The sequence below is a fragment of the Flaviflagellibacter deserti genome (assembly GCF_042652085.1).
Taxonomy (GTDB): Bacteria; Pseudomonadota; Alphaproteobacteria; order Rhizobiales; family Methylopilaceae; genus Flaviflagellibacter; species Flaviflagellibacter deserti.
Genome location: NZ_JBHSJF010000006.1, coordinates 330,382 through 348,025 on the forward strand (window position 1 = coordinate 330,382; position 17,644 = coordinate 348,025).

12 protein-coding genes are annotated in these 17,644 nt (G+C 61.6%); 10 read left to right on the forward strand and 2 right to left on the reverse strand.

Features of this window, described 5'->3' with window-relative positions:
* Positions 1-54: 54 nt before the first annotated feature.
* The 6 genes from ACFPFW_RS08565 (at position 55) to ACFPFW_RS08590 (ending at position 5,313) form a co-directional block, all read left to right on the forward strand.
* Complete coding sequence (locus tag ACFPFW_RS08565; RefSeq protein WP_114957567.1) at positions 55-1,137, forward strand: ATP-dependent DNA ligase; 1,083 nt, start codon at positions 55-57, stop codon at positions 1,135-1,137.
* A 10-nt stretch (positions 1,138-1,147) separates the two neighbouring features.
* A complete protein-coding gene (locus tag ACFPFW_RS08570) occupies positions 1,148-1,606 on the forward strand; it encodes an opioid growth factor receptor-related protein (protein ID WP_114957568.1) in 459 nt (152 codons plus the stop codon).
* Between the two features lie 122 nt (positions 1,607-1,728).
* Entirely contained in the window at positions 1,729-2,859 is a 1,131-nt protein-coding gene (locus tag ACFPFW_RS08575) for an MlaE family lipid ABC transporter permease subunit (RefSeq protein WP_114957569.1), read from the forward strand.
* A gap of 4 nt (positions 2,860-2,863) precedes the next feature.
* Complete coding sequence (locus tag ACFPFW_RS08580; RefSeq protein ID WP_114957570.1) at positions 2,864-3,655, forward strand: ABC transporter ATP-binding protein; 792 nt, start codon at positions 2,864-2,866, stop codon at positions 3,653-3,655.
* Between the two features lie 2 nt (positions 3,656-3,657).
* Complete coding sequence (locus tag ACFPFW_RS08585) at positions 3,658-4,770, forward strand: ABC-type transport auxiliary lipoprotein family protein (RefSeq protein WP_162799720.1); 1,113 nt, start codon at positions 3,658-3,660, stop codon at positions 4,768-4,770.
* A gap of 45 nt (positions 4,771-4,815) precedes the next feature.
* Entirely contained in the window at positions 4,816-5,313 is a 498-nt protein-coding gene (locus ACFPFW_RS08590; protein WP_114957572.1) for a hypothetical protein, read from the forward strand.
* Positions 5,314-5,348: 35 nt separating this feature from the next.
* Here ACFPFW_RS08590 and ACFPFW_RS08595 read toward each other — a convergent pair whose 3' ends face one another.
* Together ACFPFW_RS08595 and ACFPFW_RS08600 are read right to left on the reverse strand one after the other, a co-directional pair.
* Positions 5,349-6,680 carry an HlyD family type I secretion periplasmic adaptor subunit gene (locus tag ACFPFW_RS08595; RefSeq protein WP_379770295.1) on the reverse strand — a complete coding sequence of 444 codons (1,332 nt, stop codon included), beginning with the start codon at positions 6,678-6,680 and terminating at the stop codon, positions 5,349-5,351.
* Positions 6,677-8,395, reverse strand: coding sequence for a type I secretion system permease/ATPase (locus tag ACFPFW_RS08600; protein WP_114957573.1), 1,719 nt, complete (start codon positions 8,393-8,395; stop codon positions 6,677-6,679). The genes ACFPFW_RS08595 and ACFPFW_RS08600 overlap by 4 nt, the downstream gene beginning before the upstream one ends.
* A 314-nt stretch (positions 8,396-8,709) precedes the next feature.
* Between ACFPFW_RS08600 and ACFPFW_RS08605 the strand changes: the two genes are divergently transcribed.
* The 4 genes from ACFPFW_RS08605 (at position 8,710) to ACFPFW_RS08620 (ending at position 17,644) form a co-directional block, all read left to right on the forward strand.
* On the forward strand, positions 8,710-13,113 hold the full coding sequence (locus ACFPFW_RS08605) for a tandem-95 repeat protein (protein ID WP_162799721.1): 4,404 nt from the start codon (positions 8,710-8,712) through the stop codon (positions 13,111-13,113).
* Between the two features lie 600 nt (positions 13,114-13,713).
* Entirely contained in the window at positions 13,714-15,024 is a 1,311-nt protein-coding gene (locus ACFPFW_RS08610; protein WP_114957575.1) for a nucleotide sugar dehydrogenase, read from the forward strand.
* Entirely contained in the window at positions 14,996-16,540 is a 1,545-nt protein-coding gene (locus ACFPFW_RS08615; RefSeq protein WP_114957576.1) for a glycosyltransferase, read from the forward strand. The genes ACFPFW_RS08610 and ACFPFW_RS08615 overlap by 29 nt, the downstream gene beginning before the upstream one ends.
* Positions 16,541-16,570: 30 nt before the next feature.
* Positions 16,571-17,644 (forward strand): PilZ domain-containing protein, encoded by a 1,074-nt coding sequence (locus ACFPFW_RS08620; RefSeq protein WP_114957577.1) that lies wholly within the window; start codon positions 16,571-16,573, stop codon positions 17,642-17,644.

A 17,644-nucleotide genomic window follows, 5' to 3' on the forward strand; every position in this document is an offset into this window, starting at 1 on the left:
AATGAGGAAGCATGTGAGGCGGAACCCTGATCGTCTCCACGGCACTTAATCAAGATGGTGCAGCTTCAATCCAACAATCCCGAGACATCTGGGCGGGCAGTCCTCGACCAGCTCTCCATCGATACCCCGCCGATGGAAGCCCGTGCCGCCGATGTCCTGCCGGGCGGACCTGGCTGGCAATTCGAGCCAAAATGGGACGGCTTCCGCTGCCTCGCCCATCGCTCCGGCGGTGAGATCGACCTGCGCGCCAAATCAGGGAAGCCGCTCGCGCGCTATTTCCCTGAAGTCGCGGCCTTGCTGCGCTCCCTCTCGTCGGACCGTTTCGTGCTCGATGGCGAACTCGTTGTGCCAGTCGGTGAGGAACTATCCTTCGATGCCCTGCAGATGCGCCTGCATCCCGCCGAAAGCCGGGTGCGCAAGCTCTCGGTCGAGACACCGGCCGAGTTCATCCTGTTCGACATGCTGGTCGACATGAAGGGTGTCGCACTGACCAGCGAGCCGTTGCTGACGCGTCGTGCCGCCCTCGAAATCTTCTGGAACCATCTTCAGGACAAGACGGGCCTTCGACTGTCGCCGTTCACGCGCAGCCGCGATGAGGCCCGGAACTGGCTCGATCACGCCGGCGGAGCGCTCGACGGAGTCGTCGCTAAGCGGCTGGACGGCGCATATTTGGCCGGCGAGCGGGCGATGCTCAAGGTCAAGCACCTGCAGACGGCCGACTGCGTCGTCGGCGGCTTCCGTTACGCCCAGGGAAAGCGCGAGGTCGGCTCGCTGCTCCTCGGTCTCTATGATGACGCGGGGCTGCTCCACCATGTCGGCTTTACCTCTGGTTTCGCCGATTTCGACCGCGCCGTTCTGACGCGGCAGTTGGAAAGCATGATCCAGCCGCCGGGCTTCACTGGTCGCGCACCCGGCGGACCGAGCCGATGGAGTACCGAGCGCAGCGGCGAGTTCCAGCCGCTCCGCCCTTCGCTTGTCGCCGAGGTGCGCTACGACCACGTCACCGGTAACCGTTTCCGCCACGGCACCAAATTCATGCGATGGCGTCCCGACAAGGCGCCTGTGCAATGCCGCTTCGATCAGCTCGGCAAGCCCCTGTCGCCGGGAGAATTGGCTGTGCTTTTGACGAAGGTGTGAGAAGAACCGGATGGCCAGCCAACTCCACACCTTCCTTGCCGGAACCGGTACAGACCATCGCGCCCGGACCGTTGTCGATATCCTCGCTCTGTCTGACGCCCGCCTCGAAACCGTTCACGATTACATTCAATGGCTCTTTCCGCTGCCCGAGCGGAGCGGCGCCCAGCCGGACGCGCCGGTGCTCACCCCCGAGGATATCGCTGCGATACGCTACGACTCCGCGGCCCAGGCCAATCTCCGGGCGGCAACGGAGCGCATGCTCGTCTTCCTCCGCGCTAATCCGCATTGGCTCCGCGCGCACGATCATAATCATCTCAGGATCAGCCGCATCATAAGGAGCCTTGCACTTCTGGTCGGTTCGGACGAGGCGAGGGCATTCCGCTCGGCCATCATGGCGATGAATAAAGAGGCAGGTTCCCCGGTAGACCCCGGTAATGTCAGATATTGGCAACAGGCTTGCCCGGATTAGCTGCGATACAACCTCAGACAACTTGACCTAAGTCGGGACACTCACAGACATTCCCGCGCAGTAGACTCGGGCGATAACGCCTGGATTGTTGATACGAACCGACCGGAACGTCCCGAGGCCCCATGTCAGCAGCAACTCTTGCAAGTCCACGCCTCGAGCCGGCGGCCGGAGGACTGGCCGCGAGCGGCGCCTGGACCTCGTCCCATGCGACGGAAATCTACCGGCTCACCGACGAAGCCGCGCGCCAGCCGGCGAAGTCGCTGACGATCGATATCGCCGGCGTCGGCGAACTCGACACCTTCGGTGCCTGGCTGCTCGAACGTCTGCTGAGGAAGACGACGGCCGAGGGGGGCGAGGCCAGGCTCGCCGGTGTCCCGGGCCGCTTCAACGATCTGATCGAGGAAGTCCGCCAGTCGAACCGCGCCGCGCCCGCGCCGGAGAGGAAGGAGACCTGGGTCGCTTCGCAGCTCATCGCGCTCGGCCAGGCCACGGCCCTGACCATCTCGGACGGCGCAAAGCTGCTCGCTCTGTTCGGTGCCATCGCCGCTTCAGTCGGCCGGGCGATCGTTCGCCCGAGCACATTCCGCTTCACCTCGCTGGTACATCATCTCGATCGCGTCGCTTGGCAGTCGGTGCCGATCATCGTGCTGATCACCTTCCTGATCGGCTGCATCATCGCCCAGCAAGGCTTCTTCCATTTCCGCCAGTTCGGCGCCGAGGACTACGTCGTCGACCTTGTCGGCGTGCTCGTCCTTCGCGAGATCGGGGTGCTGCTCGTGGCGATCATGATCGCCGGGCGTTCCGGCAGTTCCTATACGGCCGAGCTCGGCTCGATGAAGATGCGCGAGGAGATCGACGCGCTCCGAACCATGGGCCGCGACCCGGTCGAGGTGCTGATCCTGCCGAGGATCGTCGCCATCGTTCTGGCGATGCCGATTCTCACCTTTCTCGGCGGCATGTCGGCTCTCGTCGGCGGCGGCGTCGTCGCCTGGCTCTATGCCGGCATGAGCCCGGAAATCTATATCGGCCGGCTGCATGAGGCGATCACGCTGACCACGTTCCAGGTCGGTATGATCAAGGCGCCGTTCATGGCCCTGCTCATCGGCACGGTTGCCTGCAATGAGGGCCTCAAGGTCAAGGGCAGCGCAGAATCACTCGGCCTCGGCACCACGGCCTCGGTGGTCAAATCGATCTTCCTCGTGATCGTGCTCGACGGCTTCTTCGCGATCTTCTTCTCATCGATCGGGATGTGAGCCGATGACACCTGACGAACAGCTGGCCATCCGGGTTAGCGACCTCGTGGTCGGTTTCGGCTCCCGCACCGTCCTCGACCATCTATCGCTCGAAGTGTGCCGCGGTGAAATCCTCGGCGTGGTCGGCGCGTCGGGTGGCGGCAAGTCTGTTCTGCTCCGGACGATCCTCGGCCTCGTCCCGAAGCGGGGAGGGGCGATCGAGCTGTTCGGCGTTGACCTCGAACGCGCGACCCCCGCGCAGGCCGAGGCGACCGGTCGGCGCTGCGGCGTGCTGTTCCAGCAGGGCGCCTTGTTTTCCTCGCTGACCGCGATCCAGAACGTCCAGTTCCCGATGCGCGAATATCTCGATCTGCCGGACGAGATCCTCGACGAGATCGCCATCGCCAAGCTCGAAATGGTCGGCCTCAAGGCAGATGACGCCACGAAATTCCCATCCGAACTCTCGGGCGGCATGGTGAAGCGCGTCGCGCTGGCCCGTGCACTCGCGCTCGATCCGGAAATCGTATTCCTCGATGAGCCGACGTCCGGTCTCGACCCGCTCTCGGCGGAAGATTTCGATATGCTGATCCGGACGCTGCAGCAGACCTTGGGTCTGACCGTCTACATGAACACCCACGACCTCGACAGCCTGGTCACGGTCTGCGATCGCATCGCCGCGATTGCCGACGGCAAGGTCGTCGCGGTCGGACCCATGGCCACGATGCATCAAAGCGATCATCCATGGGTAAAGGCATATTTCGGAGGCGAGCGGGCGCAACTCGTTCGCAGCGGGCACGCAGAAAAGGCAGGGGTTTAATCATGGAAACGCGTGCGCGATATCTTCTGCTTGGCGTCTTCACGCTTGTCATCGTGGTGGCCGGCTTCCTCTTCATCTACTGGCTCAACAATATCGGCGGGGTCGGCGAGCGTGTGACCTACCGCGTCCGCTTCGACGCGGTCGTGCCGGGTCTTCGCGACGGCTCGCCGGTCCTGTTCAACGGCGTGCGGGTCGGCGAGGTGACCGGCCTCCGGATCGACCGGCAGAAGCCCAAACAGGTCGACGTCATGATCGCGGTCGACCAGAACACGCCGATCGCGTCGGACACCCAGGCCGGTGTCGAGATGCAAGGGCTGATGGGATCGCCGGCAATCACGCTCGCCGGCGGAAGCGATGGCGCGGCGCCGCTTACGGCGACCGACGGTCCGCCCACTCTCATTGCCAGCTCCGGCGCCGCGCAGGATGCCATTCAGGCCGCCCGTGACGTGCTCCGCCATATCGACAGCGTGGTCATGGACAACGCCGATCCCCTGAAGAGCACGATCGCCGACATCAAGGTCTTCGCCGCTGCGCTCGCCCGCAATTCCGAGCGGATCGACACGGTGATGACGGGACTGAGCAACACCTTCGCGGCCCAGAACAAGCCGCCGGCGACCGTCTTCACCCTGGCGGTTCCGGAGGAGATCACGGGTCCCGCGACCATGCCGACCGGACAATTGGCTGTGCCGGAACCGACCACGGTTCTGGCGCTTGATACCCAGAAGATACTCGTCCAGTCCAACGGAGGCGTCGCCCCGGCATATCCGGATGCGCAATGGGCCGACAATTTGCCCAAACTGATCCAGGCCAAGGTGGTTCAGGGTTTCGAAAACGCCAAATTCATGGGCGTGTCAAAAAACCCTGATGATTTCACCGCCGATCATCAGCTCGTGATCGATCTTCGTACCTTCGAGGTTTCGACCGCGGCTGATCCGCAGGTGATGCTTGAGTTCAGTGCCAAAGTCATGGCTGACGGCAAGGTCGTCGCCGCACGGGTCTTCAAGGCGGCGGCGCCGACCAAGACCGACAATGCGGCAACGGTCGCCAAATCTTTCGACACCGCCTTCCGCGGAGTCGTTTCAGACCTTGTCTCCTGGACGCTTGGCGTGCTCTGAGTGCACCCGGACGGGCGGATAAGACAGGTATTGCTGGAGGTTCGCATGTTGAACACTGGTGCGGGACACGCTCGCTGGGTGGCGCTGGCCGCATTTCTTTTCGCCGGTGCCGTGCCCGCCGCGGCCGGTCCGTTCTCGGCTTTCCCCGGGACATGGAATGGCGACGGTACGATCGCGTACAGCGACGGCACCAAGGAGCGTATCCGTTGCAAAACGGTCTATTCGGTCACGACCCCGGATGCGACCGATCTCAACGTGGCCTTCTCCTGCAATAGCGACAATTACCGCTTCGAGCTCAATGGCAAGATGACCGCGGATTCGTCCGGCGCGCTATCCGGCCTCTGGTCGGAAACGACCCGCAGTGTGAACGGTAAGGTGACCGGCCAGGTCAGGGAGCAGCGGATCATGATCCGGATCGACGCCGCGGGATTCGGAGCGACGCTCAATCTCGTCACCAAGGACGACAGGCAGCAGATGAAGATGGATTCGGCCGGTGGCGGAAGCACCGCGACCGCGAACATCAATCTGAGGTTGGCGAAGTAACAAAAGGAACGGCTGCGAAAGCAGCCGTTCCTACATCAGCTTTCCCGGAAGCTTCGTGCGAGCTGGTCCGTGAGCGGCTTCAGTACATAAGACAGCATCGTTCGGTTGCCTGTCGAAATGAACGCTTCGACCGGCATGCCGGGAACAGCCTTCAAGCCGTTCTTGGACAGATCGTCCGATGAGAAGGCGAGCCGGACGAGATAGTACGATACCTGGGTGCGTTGGTCGTGCTCCAGATCGGCCGAGATGCGGGATACGCGGCCGTTGATCTCGGGTGTAGTGCCACGGTCGAACGCCGAAAAATGCAGCGTAGCGGCTTGACCGACATACATCCGGTCGATGTCAGTCGGCGACACTCGCGCTTCGACCGTCAGAGCGTCGAGGTCCGGCACGATCTGCATCAGAACCTCGCCAGCCGCGATCACCCCGCCGACGGTATGAACCGCGAGCTGATGCACGATGCCATCCCGTGGGGCCCGGATGGCGATCCGCTTTAGGGATTCCTCGGCAGCGATGCGGCGTTCGGCGAGTTCTCCAAGCTTGGACTGCGCTTCGCGGATATCGCGCGCCACCTCACTTTTGAGATCTTGGTCGATCTGCAGGATCTGGAGTTCCGTCTCCGTGACCTTTCCCTTGGCTGAGGCTGCGGAGGCTATCAGCGCACCACGCTCTCCGCCGATCCTGGTCGCATCGCGTTCGAGCTGGCTGACGCGCTGGATCGGGATCAGGTTCTTCTTCCAGAGTTCCCTTACTCCCGTCAGTTCCTTCTGGACGAATTCGACCTCCCGCGCCTTGGCGTCGATCTGGGCTTCGATGCCTCCGATTTCCTCGTGTAGCTGGTTGATGCGTTCCCGCAGCTGCGAAATCTTACTGTCGCGGACGGTCCTTCGGGTATCGAAGACCACCCGTTCGCCATTGATGCTCTCGGCGATTTCGTCCTCCGATTGTCGATCGAGCAGGCTTTGCGGAAAGCTGATGCTGTCTTTGCCGTCCCGCTCGGCCTGAAGGCGCGCAAGCCGGGCGTCGTACTGGTCCATGCTTTTGACGACCACCGCCAGATTGGCTTTCGTGACCGTCGCGTCCAGTCGAACCAGTTCGGTTCCCACTGAGACACGGTCTCCGTCCTTGACGAGAATTTCGCCGACGATTCCTCCTTCGAGGTGCTGGACCTGCTTGACGCTCGATTCCACGACGAGAGTGCCGGGAGCGATGATCGCGCCGCTAAGGGTGAAGCCGGCGGCCAGTACTCCGACGGCACCGAACAGAACCGCGGATAGCACGCCGCCGGCGATGAGCGTCTTGCGCAATGAGCGGAAGGACGAGAGTTGACGGATCATTCCGTCGTCGGAAAGGCGCGGCAGCATCATGCGGCTCCTGCTGGTCTGAGCGGCACGGGTGTCGGCTTGAGGATTTTCGGCAGGACCTCCTCTTTCGGGCCGAACGGTCCGCCATGGCCGTCCTGCATGAAGAGGATCATGTCGACGCCGATCAGTGCGCTGGGTCTGTGAGCAATGACGACCACGATCGCGCCGCGAGTTCGGGCATCCAGGATAGCCTGAGTGAGCGCCTCCTCGCCCGCGGTGTCGAGGTTCGAGTTCGGCTCGTCGAGAACAACCAGGAACGGATCGCGATAGAGTGCTCGGGCAAGGCCGATGCGTTGGCGCTGGCCTCCCGAGAGCGACGCGCCGCTCTCTCCGATGACCGTCTGGTAGCCGCCGGGTAGATGAACGATCAGGTCGTGCACCCCTGCCGCCTTCGCCGCCGCGATGACGTCAATTGCCTTGGCCTGCGGATCGAAGCGGCAGATGTTCTCCGCGATCGTGCCGTCCAGGAGTTCCACGTCCTGCGGCAGGTAGCCGACGTGACGGCCGAGTATGGATGGCGCGAACTGGTCGAGCGTCGCGCCATCGAGCCGGATCGAGCCGCGCGCAGGCGCCCAGACGCCGACGAGCGCCCGGGCCAGTGATGACTTGCCGGATGCCGTCGGCCCGATAATGCCGAGCGCATTGCCGGCCCTGAGCTGGAATGAAGCGTCGCGGACCGCAAACGACGCCGCGCCGGGAGGTACCACGCTGAGGTTCTCCACTCTCAGCCAGTTTTTCGGAGCGGGCAGTTCGACGGGTTCCGAGGCCTCGGGTATCGCATTGAGGAGGCCCTGAAGCCGCTTCCAACTCTGGCGGGCCGCAACGAACGAGCGCCATTGCGATATGGCGAGCTCCACGGGAGCCAGCGCACGTGCCATCAGGATCGATCCCGCGATCATGATGCCGCCGGTCGCATTCTGGTTGACGACGAGGTAGGCGCCCACCGCAAGGATGGCCGACTGCAGGAGCATGCGGACGGCCTTCGAGATCGAGCCATAGAAGCCGGTCACGTCGGAAAGCTTGCGCTGATCGTTGAGGAAGGCCTGGTTCGCCACGCTCCACATGGAAGCGACGGTGTCGACCATGCCCATCGCCTGCAGCGCCTCGGCATTGCGTCTCCCGGCTTCGGCGATGCGATTTCTGGCCGTCGCGGATCGTGCGGACGCTTGCGAAGGGGCGCGGCTGGCCGTGTCCGTCAGCACGGTGAGGCCTATCAATATCAGGGCGCCGACAAGTGCCGTGATGCCGATCAACGGATGGAACAGGAAGCAGATCAGTATGTACAGCGGCATCCATGGCAGATCGAGCAATGCCGCTGGACCTATCGATGCCATGAAGCCGCGCACCTGATCGAGATCGCGCAGGGCGCCCATGCCGTCGCCGCTGGTCGCGCCGGGCGGAGCCGCGAGCAATGTCCCGACGATGCGCATGCCAACAAACTCGTCCATGCCCATGCTGATGCGCGCCAGGACACGGCTGCGGATCATGTCGAGCCCAGCCTGAAAACCGTAGAGAACGGCGGCGAATATCAGAAGCCCGAAAAGGGTTGGCAGACTGCGGCTCGGCAGGACGCGGTCATAAACCAACAGCATGAAGAAAGAGCCGGTCAGAAGCAGCAGATTGATGAAGCCGCTAAAAACGGCGATGGCGACGAAAGCGCTCTTGAAAGCGCCTAACGCCGCGCGAAGATGGTCCGGGCGATCCAAAGGTTCAGCCATCGTGGAAGGTCTTTTCCGCTCGCGTAAATGTTACTTCGTGCGAGCGATGGTGCTTCACTGAGACCGTCGAAATGCGTCGGTACAGCGTCTTTCTCAGGGAAAGACGATTGCTTTTTGACGTCCCTCCGATGTCGAAACTCGGACAACTTCGACCCGGAAAATGAGGACTTTGATGCTCGCTGCCCGCCATAATAGTTAATTGTGTCTTTACGCTGCCCAAGTTTTCAACAAGAATTTCAACCGGGGTGCGGTGATGGGATCGTGTCGCGACTTGTAGTCGTGACGCGCCCGAACAAATGCGGGCTGATGTCGTCATGGCCGTTTTCAATGTTTTGGACTTCGGTGCGACCGCGAATGACGCCACTGACGACTCGCAGGCCATAAGGGACGCGATCAGCGCCGCCCGGGCCGCGGGCGGAGGAACGGTCTACATCCCGACCGGAACCTTCCTCGTCAGCGGCGATCCGACCAATCCCTCAAAAGGCGCGATCGAGCTTTATTCGAACATCACGCTGACCGGCGACGGTGCCGGGAATACGATCGTCAAGCTCGTCGACAACTTCGATCACCGCATCAACGGCATCGTCCGGACGACGCTCGACGAGGACGTGACCAACGTCACGATCTCGAACCTGACGATCGACGGCAACCGCGCGAACAATATCGAGCATCAGGCCGGCTTCATCTGCGGCGTGAAGGCGGATTCAGGCGAGACCCAGTCCAACATCACGCTGAGTGGACTCGAGGTCAAGAATTGCAACGCCTACGGCATCAATCCGCACGAAATCACCTACAACCTCGTCGTTGAGAACAGCGTCGCGCACGACAACGGCCTCGACGGCTTCGTGGCGGATTACGTTGTTGGCGGCGTCTACAGGAACAACGTCTCCTACGACAATGACCGCCACGGCTTCAACATCCAGAACAGCAGCAACGACATCCTGCTGGAGAACAACGAGGCCTATGGCAATGGCAGCGGCGCGACCGGCGGTGCTGGCCTCGTCGTGCAGCGAAGCAACGTCTTTCCGGACGGCGAGGACACGATCCCCTGGGTGACCGACGTCCAAGTCGTCGGCGGCAGCTATCACAACAACACCCGCGAAGGCATTCTCATAAAGCTCTCGGACAGCGTGACCGTCACGGGCGCCGATGTTTACGGGAACGCCAGGCAGGGCATCCGCATCGAGGGCGCCACCAATACGATCATCACCGCCAACGTGATCCACAACAATTCGCAGGAAGCGAACGGACAGTATGACGAGGTGAACATCCGCCTCAGGCTGGACGATGTCGTCGACCCGCCGCGTACGTACTATTCCACCGACACCCAGATCGTCGACAACGAGATCTTTGCCGACGGCGTTATCCGGGCCCGCTACGGCATCCGCGAGGAAGTCACCAATTCGCCGGCCGGCAATCCTTCGGGGACTTCGCTGTCGGGCAATGTGATCTCCGGTACGACGGCCGGCGCGATCTCGGTTCCTGCGCAACCCGGCACGGCTGGCGACGACCAGATGTTCGGCACAACCGGCGCGGACCAGCTGGTCGGCCATGCAGGTAACGACACCTATACGGTCAACCACTCCGGCGACGTGGTGGTCGAGCAGCCGAATGAAGGAAACGACACGGTCCTGTCGTCGCTCAACCACACGCTCGCGGCGAACGTCGAAAACGTGACGCTGACGGGCACGGCGATCCGGGGCACCGGCAATGCGCTGAACAACACGCTGATCGGCAATGCGTCGGCGAACGAACTCGAAGGTCTCGACGGCACCGACATCCTCGACGGCAAGGGCGGCGCCGACGACATGGACGGCGGCAACGGCAACGACACCTACTACGTGGACAATGTCGGCGACCTGATTACCGAGAGGGCCAATGCCGGTCTCGGCGGCATCGACACGGTCTTCTCGACGGTGAGTTACACGCTCGCCAACGAAGTCGAAAACCTGACCCTGCTCGGCACCGATCATTTGTCGGCGACTGGCAATACGGTCGCCAACACACTCGTCGGCAATTCCGGCAATAACACCCTCAACGGCTTGGGCGGCGCCGATACGATGCAGGGCGGTCTGGGTAACGACCTCTACTATGTCGACCACACTGGCGACGTCGTCACGGAGCTTGCCGGGGGCGGCACGGATTCGGTGCTGAGTTCACTGACCTATACGCTCGGCGCGAATGTCGAGAACCTGACCCTGACCGGGACGCTCGATCGCGACGGTACGGGCAATGGCCTTGCGAACGTCATCGTCGGCAACGCGGCGATCAACAGACTGAGGGGCGAGGGGGGCAACGACACGCTCGAGGGCGGACTCGGCGCCGACCAGCTTTATGGCGGCGAGGGCAACGACACGTTCATCCTCCGCAAGGGCGAGTTCGGCGGCGACGTCATCGAGGACTTCGCCGGTAACGGCGCGGCCGAGGGCGACAAGCTCGTCTTCACGGGCTTCAGCGCAGCCGCGGTCCTGATCGGCCTCGAAGACGGCTTCTGGATGGTCAAGGACGGCGCCCACGAAGAGGTGTTCCGTCTGAAATCGCCCACCGGCACGATCGCCTCGCTGCATTCGAGCGACTTCGAGGGCGTGGCCGCAGCTCCGAGCACGCCCAATACGCCGCCGGTCGCGTCGCCAACGGGTAATTCCGCCTCCGGCAACGAGGATACGACGATCACCGGAACCGTGCCCGCCGGCGCGGACACGGAAGGCGGCCCGCTCACATATGAGCTCGTCGCACCGGTTCCCGGGCTGACACTCAATGCGAATGGAAGCTTCAGCTACATTCCTGCGGCCAACTTCAACGGCAGCACGGTTTTCCAGTATCAGGTCGTCGACTCTCTCGGCGCCATCAGCAGGCCTACGAACTTCACGATCAGCGTCGCGCCGGTCGCCGACGCTCCGGTCGCCGCGGCAACCGGCAATGCCGTTTCAGGAAACGAGGACACGACCGTCGCGGGCAGCGTTCCGGTCGGCTCTGATGCCGACGGCGGGACGCTTACCTATAGCTTGGTCGCTCCTGTCACCGGGCTGACATTCAATCCGAACGGCACGTTCTCGTATGTGCCGGCAGCTAATGCCAACGGTGCGGTGGCGTTCCAGTATCGCGTCGTCGACAGCACCGGCCTCACCAGCGCACCTCAGACCTTCACCATCACCGTCAACCCGGTGAACGATGCGCCGACGGCTTCCTCCTCGGGAAATTCCGCCTCCGGCGTCCAGAACACGACGATCACCGGCACCGTGCCCGCGGGCTCGGATGTCGAGGCGGGGCCGCTGACCTATGCGCTCGTCGCGCCGGTGGCGGGACTGACCTTCAACCCGAATGGCAGCTTCTCGTACGCGGCCAGCACGGCCGGAAACGTCTCGTTCTCCTACAGGGTAATTGATGCCCAGGGCGCGCAAAGCGCACCCCAGACCTTCGGCATCACCGTCACGGCGGCCGCGAACCAGCCGCCGGTTCCGTCCAGCACGGGCAACACAGTATCCGGCAACGAGGACACGCTGATCACCGGCACCATCCCGACTGGTTCGGACCCCAATGGCAATACGCCGCTGACCTATCAGCTCGTGGCTCCGGTCGCGGGTCTGACATTGAATCCCAATGGATCCTTCACCTACCAGCCGGCAGCAAATGCCAACGGCACGGTGTCGTTCCAGTACCGCGTCGTGGACTCCCTCGGCCTCCCGAGTGTCGGGGTGCAGACATTCGCCATCGTGATTGCGGCCGTGAATGATGCGGCGGCGGCGGCGGCGGCGGGCAATTCGGTGACGGGCAACGAAGACACCACGATTACGGGCACGATCCCGGCGGGCTCGGATGTCGAAGGCAGTGCGCTGACCTACAGCCTCGTTTCGCCGGTCTCCGGTTTGACGCTCAATGCGAACGGCACGTTCAGCTATGTGCCCGCTCCCGATTTCAACGGCGCGGTTTCCTTCCAGTATCAAGTCGCGGATTCCGCCGGCCTGAAGAGTTCCGCACAGGGGTTCACGATTAATGTTCTGCCCGTCGACGAGCCTCCGACCGGCGGTCTGACGATCGTCGGAACCAGGAGCGCCGACACGTTGAGGGGAGGCGCCGGGAACGACTCGATCGACGGCAATCACGGCTCAGACTCGATGTATGGCGGTGCCGGCAACGACACCTATTACACCGATGCGTCGGGAGACCGGGTCTTCGAGCTCGCCAATGAAGGTTTCGATACGGTGTACACCACGGCGAGCCACACATTGGTCGCCGGTTCTCATGTCGAGGCGGTCATCGCTACCGGCACCAGCGCCGTCACCCTGACCGGCAATGAACTCGCGAATTCGCTCAGCGGAAACGCCGCTAACAACTCGCTTTCCGGCGGAGGCGGGAACGACGTCCTCAAAGGCGGGCAGGGCACCGACAGCCTGACGGGTGGAGCGGGACTCGACCAGTTCGTGTTCAATACGGCGCTCGGCGCTTCCAATGTCGACAAGGTGAAGGACTTCAATGTCAACGACGACACGATCGTCCTTGATGACGTGATTTTTACCGCTCTCGTACCAGGTGGCCTCGCCGTGGCTGCCTTCGTCACAGGCACCAATGCGGCTGATGCACTTGATCGTGTCATCTATGACAAAAACACCGGTGCACTGTTTTACGATGCGGACGGAATTGGCACCCAGCAGCAGATAAAGTTCGCGGAACTAAGCAAGAATCTTGCTCTTACCGCATCTGATTTCCTCATCATCTGATGCCGCGAATGCATCGATTGCCAAGGCCGCGATTGTTCGCGGCCTTCTTCAATCCCGATGCTGTGCGCGATTGCGAAATCCAATTTGATGCATTTGGTCGCGCCGCCTCCAAACTCCTGCAGTTTAGCCACGATTATCGACCAAATTTTGAGGTTTGATATCGATGGTGCCCAAAAATTGGGCGACGCAATCGGCGCCTCAAGCGCACTTTGATTCGAAATCTCGAATAGCGACGATATCGCTAGTGTCAATACAAAATTTTATCTGTAAACACAATTTATAGTCGAGTGCCGTTGCGGTTAACCTTATGGTTAAATTTTGTTTAAATTTCGTGGTGATCTCTATAATCACGGTATATTCGATGTGTTGTTACCAGTATCATCAATAATTTCTTTTACTTGCTTCAAATCAGAATAGCATCACGTGGATTTGAACATGTTAATCTATAGCACTTTTGTGTTTAAACATAAGCGCTTGTGAACAAACAACGTGCATTGCGTAGTGAAAACAGCGTGCTAGCGTAAAAATCTCTTGGAGCAATAGATGACGGATCGGGCGGTAGTCGGCTCATAAGTCATCTCTAGCAAAGGGGATTGCGCGATGGACATCAGCGTCTTTGGTATTGGTTACGTCGGGGCCGTATCCGCTGCCTGCCTGAGTAGAGACGGCAACAAAGTCATCGCGGCCGATGTAAATCGGGAGAAGGTGGATGGCCTGAATGCAGGCGTTTCGCCCATCGTGGAACCCGGTCTCGACGAATTGATCAGGGGTGGGGTCGCAAATGGATCCCTTTCTGCAACCGGAGATACGGAGCAGGCGGTACGCGAAAGCGATCTTTCCTTCGTCTGTGTAGGTACGCCCAGCGCTCCGAACGGTTCGCTCGACATCTCTTACCTGGTCAACGTCACCGAGCATCTCGGCAGCGCGATCCGCAAAAAGAACAGCCATCATTCGGTTGTCTACCGCTCGACGATGCTTCCGGGAACGATGGACAGCATCATCATTCCGAAGCTCGAAGCCGCGTCGGGCAAGAAGGCCGGAGATGGCTTCGGCATTGCCTATTATCCGGAATTCCTCCGCGAGAGCACCGCCATCAAGGATTACGACAATCCGGGTACGATCGTTTTCGGCAAGCGTGACGAGTTAACCTTCGACAAGCTGCTGGAAATCCATAAGAAGATCCCGGTTTCTCCGATCGCTGTCGACATTCGTGCGGCGGAAGCGATCAAGTATACGAACAATGCCTGGCACGCGCTGAAGATCAGCTTCGCCAATGAAATCGGCAATATCTGCAAGGCGGCGGGAATCGATGGCCATACGATTATGTCGGTGCTGTGTGCCGACCACCGTCTGAACATCTCGCCGGCTTATCTGAAACCCGGCTTCGCGTTCGGCGGCTCATGCCTTCCGAAAGATCTCAGGGCACTGCGCTACAAAGCCCGTCAGCTGGAAGTGCCGACGCCCATTCTCGACGCGACGCTCGCCGCGAACGAAGTGCAGCTTGCCCGCGCTTACCAGATGATCGCAGCCACCGGCTCGCGTCGGATCGGCATGGTTGGTCTGAGCTTCAAGTCCGGCACGGATGATCTCCGCGAAAGTCCCTTCGTCGAGCTTTGCGAGATGCTTTACGGCCGCGGATACGACGTCCGCATATACGATCCGAATATCCAGATCGGAAAGCTGACGGGTGCGAACTATCAGTATATCCGCTCCCGTCTTCCTCACCTTGCCTCTCTGCTGACCACTCAGATCGACGACGTCGTCGACCATGCCGAGGTTCTGGTCCTCGGCAATGCCGACGTGTCGCGGGAAGTTCTCAAGCGTGTCGACGACGATCGTCTCGTCATCGACCTCGTGCGTGTTGATCAAGGGATGGCGAGCAATGAGCGGTACCAGGGAATCTGCTGGTGATTTCTCGCAATCGATCACGGCGCATGTGCTCTATCTTTCATGTGTCGCGGCTCTGATATGCGTGATCCCGCCGAGCGTTCTGAGCGATCTCGACCGTGGGGCGATCCTCGCGGTCGGCATCCTCGGAACCTGGCGATATAGCTGGAATCTGCTCCATCTCGCGCGCGCTCTCTTTTACCAGAAATGGGTGTTCCCGCAGATGCGGGAACGGGCGAGCCGGCTGGCGCGGGAGACGGAGGCGCCGCACGCCTTTTTCCTGATCACGAGTTTCCGTATCAGCACGGACACAAGTATTCGCGTATATCGCGCGGTATTCGAGGCAGCGCTCGCGCATCCCGGTCGTTCGACGATCATTGCGTCGCTCGTCGAGATGGCCGACCAGCGGCTCGTGAAGAGTCTGTTCCTCGATCTCGTTGGAGCCGACCACGATCGCATCAATCTCACCCTGACCCGCATTGCTGGAACCGGGAAGCGCGACGCTCTGGCGTTTGGCTTCCGGGCGGTCTCCGCGACTAAGCCTGGGCCCGCCGAGAACGACATCGTCATGGTCATCGACGGCGACAGCATCGTGCCGGCGGACATCGTCGAGCGCTGCGCGCCGATCCTGCTGCTCGATCCGAATGTCGGCGCCCTGACTACGGACGAGATCAGCGAGGTCCAGAGCGGCGGCAAGCGGATATTCCATCATTGGTATTCCCTGCGCTTTGCCCAGCGGCAGATCCTGATGTCGTCAATGGGGCTGTCCAGACGCGTGCTGACCCTGACGGGGCGCATGTCGATGTTCCGCGCTCCTTTGGTCTGCGATCCGAGCTTCATCAGGCAGATCGAAAGCGATCGGATCGAGCATTGGCGCATCGGCCAGTACAGCCTGCTCACTGGCGACGACAAGTCGAGCTGGTTCTGGCTGCTCTCGCGTGGCTACCAGATGCTCTACGTGCCCGACGTCGTCGTCCGCACCGTCGAGGAACTTCCAGATCCGCGGTTCTTCCGAACCTCGCTCACCCTGATGAAGCGCTGGTTCGGCAACATGCTGCGCACGAATGGCCGGGCGATCGCCGTCGGGCCTTCCAGGATCGGGCTCTTCACCTGGTGGTGCATCATCGACCAGCGGCTGTCGATGTGGACCTCGCTGACCGGGATCATCTTCGCTGTGCTGAGCGCGATCTCGGTCTCCGCCTGGGCACTCGCGATCTACGCAGCCTGGATTCTGGTGTCGCGCTACATGCTTTCGTTGCTTCTCTTGTCCCAACGCAACGAGATGTCGGTCTGGTACCCGATCCTGCTCTGGTACAACCAGGTGGTCGGCTCGCTGGTGAAGACCTACGCGCTGTCGCACCCCAGCCAGCAGAAATGGACACGCCAGAAAACCACCCTGGCGAAGAACGCTGGCAGTTTCCGCGAACGCTACATCGCGCTGTCTTCCAACATTTCGCACGCCGTGATGCTCACGGCGCTGATCACCGCGATCGCGGTTTGGACCCGAACCCTTTCGTTCCCAAGCGGCATGGCCTTCTAGGCCCTGCCTACCTGCTGATGGAGAAGTAAGATGGCTATCAACCACGAAGCCGAAGTCCAGAGGCAACATGTCAGGATGCGGGTCCCGATCGAATGTACGATCGACGGCCAGAAGATCGACGTTCTGGACTGGTCGGTAGCCGGTCTCGGTGTGGCCAATGCCAACAAGAGCTGGGCAGTCGGAGATATCCTTCCTGTCGCGATCACGTTCCCGTTCGCGCAGTTCGGGTTGAACATCGATACGGACGCGGAAATCCGGCACATCGATGCCAAGAACAGCCGCGCGGGCCTGCGTTTCGTGAATATGACGCCGCGGCAGACCAATATGCTGCGCTTCGTGCTCGATGCCGTGGTATCGGGCGAACTTGTAGACGCCGGCGACGTCATCGAAGTCGCCGCGCGGCATAACCAGGCGCAGGCGCGGTCGCGCGGCGGTGGTGACCTCAAGCCCGCCCATCCGATTGGTCACGGCATCAAGCGCGGGCTGCAGTTCGCCGTGGCGGGCATCGCTTCGGTGGTTCTGCTCGGCTTCGTCGTCGGCAGTGTCTACGACCGGCTGTTCGTCATTCCCGCGAAGTCGGCAGTCATCACCGCGGACCTCGTTACCGTTCCCGCAACCGTGAACGGAAATGTCGGCTTCGTCGCCGACGGCAAGTCGGTGGCGCGCGGCGAACCCGTAGCCGCCATCGAGAGCGCGGAAGGCAAGGTCATCCTGATCAACAGCCCCTGCGATTGCGTCGTGCAGAACCGCGTGGCCCTGGCGGGTGATTTCGTGAACGCAGGATCGCCGCTGGTCTCGCTGCGGCGCAAGGAGACCAAGCCCTATGTCGCGGCCTTCATCTCGCAGGAGGATGCGATCCGCATCATCGACGGCGCGACCGTTACGGTCGTCCTTGCCGACGGCCGCAGCATCGCACCGTCGAACCCCCGGTTGGTACCGGCCAGCGATGGCGCGGTTTTCGGCGGCGAGTTCATGAAGATCGTCCTTGAAATGCAGGACGCGCTCGACGTCGCCGAAATCGGCCAGCCTGCGCGCGTCTACTTCGAGACGTCCTGGCGAAGGTCGCTGCCGGGCCTTCCCGATTGGCTGAAGTCGCTCGTCTAA